General features: G+C 71.3%; 10 protein-coding genes and 1 pseudogene. 6 read left to right on the forward strand and 5 right to left on the reverse strand.

The genetic code is table 11. From position 1 onward, the window contains the following. Positions 1-2: 2 nt before the first annotated feature. Complete coding sequence (locus tag ACLIBK_RS16765; RefSeq protein WP_415388427.1) at positions 3-1,484, reverse strand: DUF1800 domain-containing protein; 1,482 nt, start codon at positions 1,482-1,484, stop codon at positions 3-5. Positions 1,485-1,690: 206 nt separating this feature from the next. On the opposite strand from ACLIBK_RS16765, the gene ACLIBK_RS16770 reads away from it, so the two are divergent. After that, a complete protein-coding gene (locus ACLIBK_RS16770; protein ID WP_415388428.1) occupies positions 1,691-2,257 on the forward strand; it encodes a hypothetical protein in 567 nt (188 codons plus the stop codon). Between the two features lie 201 nt (positions 2,258-2,458). Continuing rightward, positions 2,459-4,540, forward strand: a complete 2,082-nt coding sequence (gene fusA, locus ACLIBK_RS16775; protein ID WP_415388429.1) for an elongation factor G — start codon at positions 2,459-2,461, stop codon at positions 4,538-4,540. Between the two features lie 340 nt (positions 4,541-4,880). Here the strand turns inward: fusA and ACLIBK_RS16780 are convergent, their stop codons facing one another. From ACLIBK_RS16780 to ACLIBK_RS16790, 3 genes are all read right to left on the reverse strand, one after another. Continuing rightward, positions 4,881-5,966 (reverse strand): Bug family tripartite tricarboxylate transporter substrate binding protein, encoded by a 1,086-nt coding sequence (locus tag ACLIBK_RS16780; protein ID WP_415388430.1) that lies wholly within the window; start codon positions 5,964-5,966, stop codon positions 4,881-4,883. Beyond that, entirely contained in the window at positions 5,944-6,489 is a 546-nt protein-coding gene (locus ACLIBK_RS16785) for a cupin domain-containing protein (RefSeq protein ID WP_415388431.1), read from the reverse strand. The genes ACLIBK_RS16780 and ACLIBK_RS16785 overlap by 23 nt, the downstream gene beginning before the upstream one ends. A 268-nt stretch (positions 6,490-6,757) precedes the next feature. Continuing rightward, positions 6,758-8,140, reverse strand: coding sequence for a glycosyltransferase family 4 protein (locus tag ACLIBK_RS16790; RefSeq protein WP_415388432.1), 1,383 nt, complete (start codon positions 8,138-8,140; stop codon positions 6,758-6,760). A gap of 184 nt (positions 8,141-8,324) precedes the next feature. Between ACLIBK_RS16790 and ACLIBK_RS16795 the strand changes: the two genes are divergently transcribed. Next, positions 8,325-10,397: a glycosyltransferase gene (locus ACLIBK_RS16795; protein ID WP_415388433.1), complete on the forward strand. Its 2,073-nt coding sequence runs from the start codon at positions 8,325-8,327 to the stop codon at positions 10,395-10,397. 32 nt (positions 10,398-10,429) lie between these two features. Here ACLIBK_RS16795 and ACLIBK_RS16800 read toward each other — a convergent pair whose 3' ends face one another. Then, complete coding sequence (locus tag ACLIBK_RS16800; RefSeq protein ID WP_415388434.1) at positions 10,430-11,245, reverse strand: ferredoxin--NADP reductase; 816 nt, start codon at positions 11,243-11,245, stop codon at positions 10,430-10,432. Positions 11,246-11,530: 285 nt separating this feature from the next. Between ACLIBK_RS16800 and ACLIBK_RS16805 the strand changes: the two genes are divergently transcribed. The 3 genes and pseudogenes from ACLIBK_RS16805 to ACLIBK_RS16815 all read left to right on the forward strand — a co-directional run. Beyond that, positions 11,531-12,184 (forward strand): GNAT family N-acetyltransferase, encoded by a 654-nt coding sequence (locus tag ACLIBK_RS16805; protein ID WP_415388435.1) that lies wholly within the window; start codon positions 11,531-11,533, stop codon positions 12,182-12,184. A gap of 227 nt (positions 12,185-12,411) precedes the next feature. Next, positions 12,412-13,596 carry an amidase gene (locus ACLIBK_RS16810; protein WP_415388436.1) on the forward strand — a complete coding sequence of 395 codons (1,185 nt, stop codon included), beginning with the start codon at positions 12,412-12,414 and terminating at the stop codon, positions 13,594-13,596. 285 nt (positions 13,597-13,881) lie between these two features. Continuing rightward, a pseudogene (locus ACLIBK_RS16815) lies at positions 13,882-13,962 on the forward strand (IS5/IS1182 family transposase); the annotation flags it as partial.

Here is a 13,962-nt window from a genome sequence, read left to right on the forward strand (position 1 = left end):
GCTCATCGCCGCTGGAACTCCGGGCTGCCAAGGATGAGGGTGAGCGCGTCGCGGTTCGATCCGGCCCGCAGCACCGCGTTGCGGGTTTCCGGGCGGGCCAGCGGTCCCAGCACCGTATCGATCACTGCCTTGCTGTCGAGGCGGGAGAACCGCCCCGTCATGCCATGCGCCTGGTCGATGCGCTGCAGCATGCCTTCCGGTGATACCCAGTCTCCGGCGGTGTCGCCCCAGCCATTGGGCTGCGGCGCGATCCAGGGCGGCTGGTTCAGGATCGTGCAGCTGTTCACCCCGAACTCGCCGTAGCCGGCATTGGCGCCCAGCGCGCGCAGGCAGGCCACGACATAATCCTGCGGTGCCCGCACCTTGCTCAAGGGCGCTGCCCAGCTTTCCTCCATGGTCACCAGGGCCCGCGATACCGCACCGAGGTCGCCCCCGGTATCGCGCAGCACGCCTTCCAGCTTCGCAACTGCCGACCGCGGAGGATCGTCCGCGACGAAGTGGCGTGCCAGCTTGATCGCCAGATGCCGGTGGGTTGCCGGATGATCGGCCAGCCAGCGCAAGCACTCGTCCAGGGAAGCTTCACCCGGCCCGAAGGTCTTGCCCAGGATCGTGCGGGAGCCAGGCTCGTGCTGATTGGGGCGGAACACCACCCCCATCGGGTCCCTGTTGATCTCGGTGCCGAGCCCGGTCAGCAGGCGCGCGAACTCGGTCACATCGGCCTGGGTATAGTTTGCCGCAGTGGAGAGCGTGTGCAGCTCCATCACCTCGCGCGCCAAGTTCTCGTTCAGGCCCCGCTTGGTTCTGAGACCCATGGAACTGTTGGGCCCAACAGAGGTATTCTGGTTCAGGTAATGGATCATTGCGGGGTGGCGCGTCACTGCCACCACCATGTCGCCGAAGCGGCCAGTGAGATGCGGGCGGATCGCCTCCCGCTGGAAGGCGCCGGCGAAGACGCCGGTCTGGGACTCCCGCCGACTGATCGTGAAATGGTTGAGCCAGAAGCTGACCAGCCGCTCTCGAAAGGGTTGCCCAGTGGTGATCAGCCGGCCCATCCAGGCCTTCCGCTCGGAGCCGAAGACCTGCAGGCTGTTCATGCTGCTTTGTTGCGCCGGCTGTGGCCGTCCCGCCATGTCGCCGCCCATTGCGTTGCCGGGGGGAGTGCCCATCCCGCCGCCAGCCATCCCGTTCCCGGCCATGCTGCCGGCCGACATGATGTCCGGAGCCGCGCTGCCGCCTGCTATGCCCGGCGCTCCCCTGCCGGCAGCGGCGAGTTGTGCCGCCCGGGTCCGCTCACGGTCTGCCCGCCACACGGCAAAGCCGTCGGCCGAACTCGGCAGATGGTCCCACCCGTCAGGCAAGGGGTAAGGATCATCCGCTGCTGCCAATTGGCCCAGCAGCCAGCCCTGCGGGTCCGTCGGCGGCGGCTGGTCCGGCCGGGGACCGAGCCCGAAGCGTATGGCGGCGGTGAAGCCCTGGCTGTTCATGCTGCACAAGCTAACGCGGCAGCCGGAAGCACGGCATGACAAAATGTCACCACGGCCGGCGCTCAGCCTCCTCGCCCACCCTGTCGGACGCGACGCGGTGAATCGTGCCGGGTGGGCAACGCACCGGCTGGATTTCGTTGCCAATGCGGCATAGAAACCCCGCCGTTCGGGCCCAGTGCCCAGGATTCGTCGAGGAAACCACCGCCTTGTCCGTCACCAGAACGGCTCCGCCCGTCCAGCATCCCGAGAGCGTGCGCCAACTCGGGCAGTCCATCGGCAACACGCGCCTGCTCTATTCGCCCTTCGGCACGATGCCCGACTTCACCCGTTTCCGTCAGGCCTGGGGCATTTCCAGCCCGCCGGATATCCGTGTCCACAATGGCCGTCAGAAGGTGCTCGCGACGCTGCGGGACGGGACGCCCTTCATCGTGTGCCAGGTGGCCGGCACCGGCCAGCATGTCACCGACGCCAAGGCGCAGCTGACGCCGGCGCAGCTGGCCCAGCGGATCAAGGAGGATGGCCTGCCCGCCTCGTGCCGGGCCCTGAACTTCTGCTCCCTGACCGGCAACGGCGCGGCCTTCGTGGCGTCGCAGCTGCTGCGCAGCCTGCGCGATGCGGGCTATGCCGACCTCGCCATCACGCTGCATGACGGCAGTGGCGGCGCCCAGGCGGTCACGCCCACCCGGGCCCCCACGGGCCACAGCGGAATCAGCAGCTTCGGCGGCGGCCGCCCCGTGCCCGCTTCCTGCCGCGGCCTGAACCTGGGCGGCTGAAACACCCCCTGGCCCGGGCGAGGACCCGGGCCGGGCGCGTTCCGCCGGCCAATCGCTCCCAGGCGGCGTCTTGGCGCTTGCAAAATCGCGCGGGATTGCGCATCTGTCCCCGCGATAAACCAGCAGCAACCCTTTTAGGTCTGGGCGGGCGGCGCGGGGCAGAGCCTCGCCCGGGCCCGCTTTCGCGTATGGAGGCCCACCGTGGCGCGCATCCCGCTCGAGCGTATCCGCAATATCGGCATCACGGCGCATATCGACGCCGGCAAGACCACCACGACCGAGCGGATCCTCTACTACACCGGCAAGTCGCATAAGATCGGTGAGGTCCACGACGGCAACACCACCACCGACTACATGGAGCAGGAGCGCGAGCGGGGGATCACCATTACCTCCGCGGCCGTGACCGCCGTGTGGAAGGACTACCGCATCAACGTCATCGACACGCCCGGCCACATCGACTTCAACATCGAGGTGAACCGTTCGCTGCGCGTCCTCGACGGCGCGGTGTTCATCATCGAGGGCGTGGCCGGCGTGCAGCCGCAGAGCGAGACCAACTGGCGCCTCGCCGACCGCTACAACGTTCCCCGCATCATCTTCATCAACAAGCTCGACCGCACCGGCGCCGACTTCTACCGCGCGGCCGCCACGCTGACGGAGAAGCTGGGCATCAACTGGGTGGCCCTGCAGCTGCCCATCGGCATCGAGGACACCCTCAAGGGCGTCGTCGACCTGGTTGAGATGAAGGCGCTGATCTGGGAAGGCGACGAACTCGGCGCCCAGTACCACGAGGCCCCGATCCCCGACGACCTGAAGGACAAGGCCGCCGAATACCGCCAGATCCTGCTCGACGCCGTGCTGGGCGCCGACGACGCGGCGATGGAGGAATACTTCGACAAGGGCGACGTGTCGGTCGAGACGCTGAAGCGCGCCATCAAGAAGGGCACCATCACCGGCGAGTTCCGCCCGGTCTTCTGCGGCTCCGCTTTCAAGAACAAGGGCGTGCAGCCGCTGCTGGACGGCGTGGTGGACTACCTGCCGGCGCCGACGGACATCGCTGGCATCAAGGTCGCCGCCGAGGAGGGTGAGGAGGAGGACGCGGAGCGCCGCATCATCCCCGCCAAGGAAGACGCGCCCTTCGCCGGCCTAGCCTTCAAGATCATCAACGACAAGTACGGCAACCTGACCTTCGTGCGCGTCTACTCGGGCGTGCTGCGGTCCGGCGACCAGGTCATGAACACGACCAAGGGTCACAAGGAACGCGTCGGCCGCATGTTCCAGATGCACGCGGACAAGCGCGAAGAGATCAAGGAAGTCTTCGCCGGCGACATCGCCGCCTTCGTGGGCCTGAAGGACACCGGTACCGGTGATACCCTGGCTTCGCAGGAAGACCCGGTGGTGCTGGAGCGCATGGCCTTCCCGGTGCCGGTGATCGACATCTCCGTCGAGCCGAAGACCAAGGAAGGCGTCGAGAAGATGACGCTCGGCCTGCAGAAGCTGGCGGGGGAGGACCCCAGCCTGCGCCTGAAGACCGACCAGGAAACCGGCCAGACCATCCTGTCCGGGATGGGCGAGCTGCACCTGGAGATCATCATCGACCGCCTCCGCCGCGAATACGGCGTGGACGCCAACATCGGCGCGCCGCAGGTGGCCTACCGCGAGACGATCACCAAGTCCCACACCGAAACCTACACCCACAAGAAGCAGTCGGGCGGTTCGGGCCAGTTCGCCGAGGTGAAGATCACCTTCGAGCCGCTGGAGCGGAACACGGGCATCGAGTTCGTGAACGCCGTGGTCGGCGGCGCGATCCCGAAGGAATACATCCCGGCGGTCGACAAGGGCATCAAGGTCCAGGCCGACACCGGCGTGCTGGCCGGCTTCCCCACGGTGGACTTCAAGTTCTCCCTGGTGGACGGCAAGTACCACGACGTGGACTCGTCCGCGCTCGCCTTCGAGATCGCCGGCAAGGCCTGCTTCCGCGAAGGCATGAAGAAGGCCGGCCCGGTGATCCTGGAGCCGATCATGGACGTGGAGGTGACCACGCCGCAGGACCACGTCGGTGACGTGGTGGGCGACCTGAACCGTCGCCGCGGCGTGATCCAGAACCAGGACATGGCCGGAACCTCGGTGATCGTGCGCGCCCATGTGCCGCTGAAGGAGATGTTCGGCTACATCTCCAACCTGCGCGGCATGACCAAGGGCCGTGCCTCCTTCTCCATGCAGTTCCACCACTACGATCCCGTGCCGCGCAACGTGGCGGACGAGATCATGAAGGCCAGCGCGTAAGCACTGGGCTGCCGGTCCCGGTCCTCATGGCCGGGGTCGTGGAAAATCGGCGGGGCGGGCTGGATTCACCGGCCCGCCCCGTTCTCGTTCGGGGGAGAAAGGTCGGGGGAAGGAATTCCCCCGAGCCCCCATCTTCTTTTCGGGAGTTGGTGCCGGGCCGAGAATTTCGGCCCGTTGCTGGGCGGGCGTGACGCCTCGGTCCGCAGGCTGCTCCAGTCCGGTGCCTCGGATCGCGGACCCGAGGGTGCACCGGGCCCGCCAGGAACCAACCCACGAAGAAAGATGATGGAGAGGGGTGCGGGGAGAGTAAGAATTCCTTCTTCCTTTCCCCGGCCGCGTCTCAGTCCGCGGTGATCCCGGCCGCCCGGATCACCCCCGTCCAGCGCGCCTTCTCCGCCGCCAGCAGCGCGGCGAAAGCCTCCGGCGGCCCGGCGGCGGGCACGAGATCCTGGTTGCGCAGCAGCTGCTCCACCGCCGGGTCACGCAGCATCAGCGCCATCTCCTCGTTCAGGCGACGGATCACCGCGGGCGGCGTGCGGGCCGGGGCCAGCAGCCCGTACCAGACATCCATCTCCAGCCCGGGAAAGCCCGCCTCGGCCAGGGTGGGCACGTCGGGCGCGGTGCCGGCGCGGGCGCCGCTGGCCACCGCCAGCATGCGCAGCCGCCCGTCCCGGCGCAGCGGCACCGCCGAGTTCACCGGCACCACCATGGCTGTCACCGTGCCGGCCGCGAGGTCCTGCAGCGCCCCCGCCGAGCCGCGGTACGGCACGTGGGTCAGCTGGATCTTGGCCGACTGGGTGAACAGCGCCATGGCCAGGTGCTGCGGCGAGCCGTTGCCGATGGAGGCGTAGTCGATCTTGCCCGGCTGCGCCTTGGCCCGTTCCACGAACTCCGCGACGGTGCTCACCCCCAGGGCCGGATGCACGCACAGCGCCATCGCCCCGGTGGCGAGGTTGGCCACCGGCGCGAAATCCGCGATCGGGTCGTAGGGGTTGCCCGGCACCAAGCTGGGCGCGGTAACGAAGGTGGTGGTGGTGACCAGCAGCGTGTGGCCGTCCGGCTGCGCCCGCGCCACCGCCTGGGTGGCGATGGTGCCGCTGCCGCCCACCCGGTTCTCCACCGCCGCCACGGCGCCGATCCGCTTGCGCAGGTGCTCGGAGATCAGCCGCCCCAACACGTCGATGGTGGTGCCGGGCGAGAAGGGCACCATCAGGGAGAAGGGCCGTTCGCCCAACGGGTCGGCGCCCTGCGCGGCGGCACTCCGCGGCGCCGCGGCGAGCAGCGCGCCGGCCAGGGCGCCGCCCAGCGTGGCGCGTCGGCGCAGAACCGGGTGGCCTGACCCATCCCGGTGCTGCGGCGTGCGCGGCGGCCGTTCCGGGCTGTGCGGCGCGCCGGCAGCCGGCTCAGCGAAAGGCGGGGTGTTCATGCGCGTCCACCAGCACGAAGGCCACGCGGCAGGGCTCGGTGCCGCGGTTCACCCAGGCATGGTTGGTGCCCTGCTGGATCAGCACGTCGCCGGCCTTCAGGTGCACCTCGGAGTCATCGAGCAGCATGTCGATCTCGCCGCTCAGCACGAGGGCGTAGTCCACGCTCTTGGTGCGGTGCATGAAGGGGTGGCGCGCCGTGTCGCCGGCCAGGCCGCTGCCGCTCAGCCCCATCTCCTGCACCATGCGGTCGCGGTCCAGCGATGCGTCGTCGGCCGGGGCGGGGGGGAAATCCACCACGCGCAGGATGGTGCCCGCCGGCGGCGGCGCGGTGCCGATCTCGCGGTCGGCCTTGTCGTCCGTGCCGGAGATGTCGGCCGGGCCCGTGTCGGTGACCCAGAGCAGGGAGGACACGAAGCCGCCCACCGCCCGCACCTTGACATTGGGCGCCGGCCCGTCCGTCAGCACCACTGCCTTGCCCGCCGGGTCGTGCCCGGTGACCACGCGCCTGATCGCCCCTGCCATGAACGCTGTCTCTCCCCCTGGTGGCTCTTCTGCGTGGCCGGACGGGAGCTTGCCGCGGGGAAGCCGGGTGCGTCAAAGCGGCCCCGGAATTTGGCACCGAGCCTGCGCGCTGACCTGATGCAATGAGGTAAGCCGGGGGGAAGTATCCCCCCGGACCCCCCTCTATTTTCGGGAGTTTTCGGGTGCGCCCGTGGCCGCCGGTGTTCTTCAACTCCTGAAAGAAGGAGGGGGACCGGGGGAGTTCACTCCCCCGGCCTTCCCTGCCGCATCAGGTCAGAGCATCGGGCGCGCCGTCGAGCCGCAGGCCGAGCCCTTCGTACAACCCGCGCAGCCGCCGCTCATAGGCTTCGGCGCTGAACAGCGCGGCCTGCCGAGGCCCGGCCTCGGACAGGTAGCCGCGCAGCTCCGCATCCGAATCCAGGGCGCGGATGCCCTCCACCATGGCACGCACGTCGTAGGGATTCACCTTCACCGCGGCCTCGCCCACCACCTCCGGCAGGGAGGCGGTGTTGGAGGTGAGCACGGGCGTCCCCAGGCTCATCGCCTCCAGCGCCGGCAGGCCGAAGCCCTCGTAGAGGGAGGGAAAGAGCACCGCTTTGGCACCGCGGATCAGGCTGACCAGCAGCCGGAAGGGCGCGTAGTCCACCAGGATCACCTGCTCGCGCAGCTTGCGCTGCACCATGGACACCGGATCGCGGCCATTGGGCTCGCGGTTGTTGGGCAGCACCCAGCGCAGGTGGTCCTCGTAGAGCAGGCGCAGCTCCTCCTCGCTCTTCCAGGCCTGCTTGCCCGCGATCACCAGCGGCAGGGAGGAGCCGGCGGACAGGTGCGCCTCGATCAGCCGGCCGACATTCTTCTTGGGCTCGATGGCGCCGAAGAACAGGAAGTAGCCCTTCCAGGGCAGGCCGAAGGAGCCCATCACCTCGTCCCGCGCCTCGTTCTCCGGCTTCTCCGCCAGGCGGCGCGGGATTTCCACGGACTGGTAGGTGTTGGTGACCCGCTCGGGCGGGCAGCCCAGCAGGCTGATGATGTCGCGCCGCGACGCCTCGCTGACCGTGACGATGTGGTCGGCACCCTTGGCCAGCATGCGGTTCAGCCGCAGGTAGCGGCGCTTGTGGTCCAGCGTGGTGAAGGGCAGGCGCAGCGGCACCAGGTCGTGCAGCGTGTAGATGTTGCGCACCCCCGGCATGCGCAGCGGCACCGGGTAGGTCCAGTGCATCAGGTCCGGCGCCTCGGGCATCCGCACCTTCAGCAGCGTCTTGTGCAGCTTGAAGTGGTTGGCCGCGAGAGCGAAGACCTCCTCCACGTTCCACAGCGCATCGGCATGCGGCAGCCGCGCCTCGAAGGTGGTGGTGATGACGTTGCCGGTCATGGGGATGGTGTGCGCCCGGTGCGTCAGCCCCGGCAGCAGCAGCCGCCGCAGCGTGCGCAGCAGCCGGGTCAGCGGTGGCGGCGCGCCGGCGCGGCCGTCGAAGAAGGCGATCTCGCGGATCATCGGGTCCTTGGACGGCGCCGCCCGGCTGCCGTAGAGCACCTCCGTCCGCGCCCCCAGCGTGCCCAGCCGGAAGCTGAGGTTGCGGGCATAGGTCGCCACCCCTGTTCCCTGTTCCAGACCGAGGTTCATGCCGTCGATGACGATGCGTGGGGCCATGCGGCGGCTATAGGGCGGATGCCCCGGCGCGGAAACGGGCGGGATGGCGGCCGCATGCTGACGGTGGCCGCGCTCCGGCGCCCGGCCGGGCCGCGCGCTTCCACCGTCCCGCGGCCCGGCCGTTCCCGTGGCCCCCGGGGCGCCGCTTGACGCGCGCCCGCCGCCGTGGTGCGGCAGCCCTGCCATGCCCGATGCCGCCGAACTGCTCGCCCGTGCCGATGCCGCCCGCGATGCGCGGGACTGGGCGGTCGCTGCCGCCCACTACGCCGACTACCTGCGGGAACGCCCGGATGACCGCGGCGCCATCGTGCAGCGCGGCCACATGGTCAAGGAGGCCGGCGACCCCGGCGCTGCCCTGGCGCTCTATGCCCAGGCCGAGGCGATGCAGCCCGAGGACCCCGACATCCACCTGCAATCCGGCCACGCGCTGAAGCTGCTGGGCCGCCTGCCGGAAGCCCTGGCCGCCTATGCCCGTGCCGCCCGGCTCGACCCGGAAGCCGAGGACCCCTGGCGCGAATGGGCCACCCTTTCCACCCGGGTGCCGGCCGGCCCCGCCCGGCGCGTGACGGGCACCGCCCTGGACCTGTCGGACCTGGCGAGCTGGGTGCTGGGCAGGCATCGCGCCCCTTCGGGCATCCAGCGCGTGCAGTACGAGATTGCCGCGGCGCTGCTGGCCGATCCCGCCGCGGGTCCGGTCACGCTCTGCGCCATGCGCCCCGGCGAGGGCGGCTGGCGCGAGATCCCGACCCCGCTGCTGCACCGGCTGCGCCGGCTGGCCGCCACCGGCGCCGATCCTGCCGATCCCGACTGGGCCCAGGCCGTGGCGGTGCTGCATGCCGCCCTGGAGGGCGCACCTGACCTGACGCTCAGTGCCGGCGCGCTGCTGTTCTGCCCGGGCACCGCCTGGGCGCTGCCGCAATACGCCGCCCGCCTCGCCGCCGCACGGGATGCCGGGCTGCGCTACGTGCCGCTGCTGCACGACACCATCCCCATCAGCGTGCCGGAATGGTGCAGCGCCGGCACGGTGGAGGACTACGCCCGCTGGTTTTCCGCCCTGCCGATGCTGGCGGACGGGGTGGTCTGCAACTCCGCCGCCACGGAGGCCGGGCTGCGCGAGGCCGCGGCGCGCTTCCTGCCCGGCCTGCCCCTGCCGCCGACCCGCGTGGTGCGGCTAGACGGGTTGCCGCCTGCCCTGCCGGTGCCGGCCGAGCTGCCCCCGGCGCTGGGCGACGGCCGCCCCTTCGCCCTTTGCGTCGGCACGATCGAGGGGCGCAAGAACCATGCTCTGGTGTTCCAGGCCTGGCTCACGCTGCTGCGCCGCCTGGGCGCGAACTGCCCGCGCCTGGTCTGCGTCGGCCGCCCGGGCTGGCGGGCGGAAGGGGCGCTGAGCCTGCTGGCCGCCTCGCCCGAGCTGGCCGAGCGCGTGCTGATCCTGCACGAGGTGGACGATGCCGCGCTGCGGGCGCTGACGCGGCACTGCCTGTTCTCCATCTGCGCCAGCCACGCCGAGGGCTGGGGCTTGCCGGTCAGCGAGGCCCTGGCGCTGCGCCGCCCCGTGCTGGCCGCCGGCCATTCCGCGCTGATCGAGAGCGGTGCCGGCGGCGCCACCTTCTTCGCCCCCAATTCCGAGCCGGACTTCGTGGAAAAGGCCCTGCTGCTGCTGGCCGACCCCGAAGCGGTCGCGGCCCGCATCGCCCCCAACGGCGGCTGCCGCCCCTGGGCCGCCGTGGCCGCCGAGATGCTGGCCGCCGCCACCGCCCTGGCCGAGGCCGCCCCCGCGCCCGCCCCGCCGGTGCTGCCGCCCGGCCGCCGCGTGCGGCTGGCGCGCCGCGTCCTGCGCCAGCCGGGTGCCGAGGCGGCGCTGGCGGAAAGCCTGCCGCGCGGCGAGGGCTGGGCCACCGCGGCCGCGTCGGGGCGCGACGCCCGGCCCGGCAGCGCGGCGATCCTGGCCCGGGTGCCGGACGGCCCGCTGCGCCTGGTGCTGGAGCTGCAGGCCGCCGAGCCGCCCTGCGACCTGCGGATCTCCGCCTGGCGGGACGGCGCGGAGGAAGCCTCGGCCGAGCTGCTGCTGGACACCGCAGCACCCACCGAAGCGGTGCTGCCGCTTCCCGAAGGCGGCGAAAGGCTGGAGATCACGCTGGACAGCGACAGCGGCGTCACCGTGCTGGCGCTCGGCCTCGCGCGCCTCGCTTCGGTGGAGGACCGCCTGAAGCTGCTGGAAGCCCGCGAACTCCTGGCCGTGCTGCCGCCGGACTGACGCGGCACGCCCGGGAAAGCGCGGGGCGGGGGCTACTTCTCGACGAAGGCCTTCTCGATCACGAACTCGGCGGGCTCGTGCTGGCTGCCTTCGGTGAAGCCGCGGGCTTCCAGCAGGACGCGGGCATCGGCCAGCATTTCCGGGCTGCCGCACAGCATCACCCGGTCGTGCTCCACGCTCATCTCCGGCAGGCCGAGGTCGCGGAACACCTTGCCGGAAGCGATCAGGTCGGTGATGCGGCCCTGGTTGCGGAAGGGCTCGCGCGTCACGGTGGGGTAGTAGAGCAGCTTGTCGCGCAGCATCTCGCCCAGGAACTCGTGTTCCGGCAGTTCTTCGATCAGGTCGCGGCAGGCCAGCTCCGCCACCTCGCGCACGCCGTGGCACAGCACGACCTTGTCGAAGCGGTCATAGGCTTCGGGCTCGCGGATCAGGCTCAGGAAGGGTGCCAGCCCGGTGCCGGTGCTGAGCAGCCACAGGGTCCGGCCGGGCTTGAGGTTGTCCAGCAGCAGCGTGCCCACCGGCTTGCGGCTGACCAGCAGCGTGTCGCCGGGCTGCAGGTGCTGCAGGCGGGAGGTGAGCGGCCCGTCCGGAACCTTGATGCTGAGGAAGTCCAGCTCCTCGTCCCAGGGGGCGGAAGCCACGGAATAGGCCCGCAGCAGCGGCTTCCCGTCCACCGGCAGGCCGATCATCACGAACTGCCCGGCCTGGAAGCGCAGGGCGGGGTCGCGCGTGGTGCGGAAGGAGAACAGCCGGTCCGTCCAGTGATGCACGGACAGCACCGTTTCGTGGAAGAAGGCACCGGAGGTCGCCTTGGGCGGGGCCGGGGCCGTGGGGGCGGAAGAGGTCATGGCGCCCCTGCTATGGGGTGGCCCGCACTGCGGCGCAACATGCACGATGTCGTGGGGAAAATCCTGCTGCGGCCGCCGGGCGCGGGAGAAACCTGCCACCCCGTTGCCGCCGCGGCGGCCAGGGTTCTTCGCCGTCCCCCGCAGGGTGGCGGTGGCGCGAGTTGCCGCCGTGCCGGCCCGGCGCCAGACTCCGCGGCAGCAATGACCGATCCCCAGCCCCCCGCCGCCGACGCGACCCCGCAGGCCCCCGCTGACCCAGCCTCCGGTCCCCCCCTGGGACCGGAAGTGGACCCCACCCCCCGGCCGCTGCCGGCCCGGGTGCCGCATCGCGGCAACAGCGTGACGCTGGAACCCCTGCACGTCCGGCACGCGCCGGAACTGTGGCAGGCGGCGCAGGGCGGCGGCCAGGCGGCCACGGATTCCTGGGCCTATCTCCCCTACGGCCCCTTCGCCGACCAGGCGACGCTGCGCGCCCAGGTCGCGGGCATGGCCGCGCAGCACGACCCCATGGCCTGGGCGGTGCGGCCGCACCGCACGGGCACCGCCGACGGCTGGCTGACGCTGATGGAGATCTTTCCCGCCGACGCCGCGATCGAGCTGGGCAACATCTGGTTCAGCCCGCGCATGCAGCGCTCCCGCGCCGCCACGGAAGCGATGTTCCTGCTGATGCGCCACGCGATGGACGAGCTGGGCTATCGCCGGCTGACCTGGAAGTGCCACGCGCTGAACGCGCTGTCCCGCCGCGCGGCGGAGCGGCTGGGCTTCCGCTACGAGGGCACGCTGCGGCAGGTGAAGGTGGTGAAGGGCCGCGCCCGCGACACCGCCTGGTATTCCATCCTGGCCGAGGAATGGCCGGACCGCCGCGACGCCATCCTGGCTTGGCTCGACGAGGGCAACTGGGACCAGGGCGGCCGTCCCCGCACCTCCCTGGCGCGCTGACCCCCTGCCAAACCGACTCCGCACGGCCAGCGGCGGAGCGATCCGGCGCGATGTGCGGGTGCGGCGAGGCTTGGCGCCAGCGCGCCCGCCCTTTCCCGCAAACGCCACCCGAAGCGAAACCATCATGCTGTTGATCTGGGCCGGCTGGGGAGCTTGCTCTGCGACGCTGGCGTTGCATCCCGCCCCCCCTTGCCGCAGGCTGTTTGCAGTGCAAAGGGGGGGACGGCATGGACGAGCATGAAGTCGGAGCCTTTGTTCCGGGGGAGCGGCTGCGGCGTTCCGGCGCGCTGGACGGACCGCTCCAGGGGCTCACCTTCGCGGTCAAGGACCTGTTCGACGTGGCCGGGGTCGTCACCGGCTACGGCAACCCGGATTGGGCGCGGACCCATGCCCCCGCCACCGCCACGGCACCCGCCGTGCAGGCGCTGCTGGACGCCGGGGCGACGCTGGCCGGCAAGACGGTCACGGTGGAACTCGCCTACGGCCTGACGGGCGAGAACGTCTGGTACGGTACGCCCATCAACCCCGCCGCGCCGGATCGCTTTCCCGGCGGCTCCTCCTGCGGCTCGGCCGCAGCGGTGGCGGCGGGGCTGGTGGATTTCGCCCTGGGTTCCGACACCGGCGGCTCGGTGCGCATCCCGGCGTCCTATTGCGGCATCTGGGGCATCCGGCCGTCCTGGGGGGCGGTGAGCCTGGCCGGGGCGCGGCCGCTCGCGCCCTCCTTCGACACGGTGGGCTGGTTCGCCCGCGACGCCGCCACCCTGCACCGCGCCGGGGCGGTGCTGCTGCTGCCCGACCTGCCCGGCCCGGCGCTGAGCGGCGCCCTGCTGAAGCCGCAGGACGCCTGGATGAATGCTGCCCCTGCCACGGTGCGGGCGCTGCAGCCGGTGCTGAACGAGGTCGAGGTGCTGCTCGGCCCCGCGCTGACCGTATCCGTCGCCCCCGAAGGGCTGGACAATGTCTACGAGCACTTCCGCGCCGTGCAGGCGGAGGAAGCCTGGGCCTCGCTGGGTGACTGGGTGGCGGCCACCGAACCCGCCTTCGGGCCGGGCGTCGGGGAACGCTTCGCCGCGGCCCGGACGCTGGACCCCGCCGACGCCGCGTCCGGCCGCCGCTTCCGCCGGGTGATGGCGGCCCGGCTGCGCGCCCTACTGGGCGGCGGCGCGGTGATGGTCTGCCCGACCTCGCCGGTGCCGGCGCCGCTGCTGGGCGCCCCGCCCTCGGAACAACAGGCGGTCCGGGAAGCCACGATCGCAGGGACAGCGCTGGCGGGCATGGCCGGCCTCTGCGAGGTCACCATCCCCGGCGCCCGCGTCGAAGGCGCCCCCGTGGGCCTGTCGCTGATCGCCGCCCCCGGCCGCGACCGGGCGCTGCTGGACCTCGCGCAACGCGTGTCCGCCCGGCTGACCTGAGCGGCCACTACCGCTGGCCTTTGGCTCCCGGGCAGGTGCGGCCGGTTGTTCTGGGTGACTCGGGCCGTGGCCAGGGGCGCTGCCCCTGGACCCCAGGGCAAAGGCGAAGCCTTTGTCCCGAGCCGGGGAGTTACGAACTCCCCGGACCCCGCGTTGAGTGCCTCCGGCGGGGGCGGGATGGCCGACGGCAGCCATAATGGACAACGGCGTCCGGCCCGCCCCCGCCGGAGGCACTCATGAGGTCTAGAGGCTGTTGTGGACTGAGGGGAGGTCCAGATTTGCGGGATGACCCGCAAGGCTTATCCGTCCGAGGTATCCGATGAGGAATGGGGTCTGGTCGCACCCTACCTCGTGCTGCTGCCCGAG

The organism is Roseomonas sp. BN140053 (genome assembly GCF_047690175.1).
In the GTDB taxonomy this organism is placed as follows: domain Bacteria; phylum Pseudomonadota; class Alphaproteobacteria; order Acetobacterales; family Acetobacteraceae; genus Roseomonas.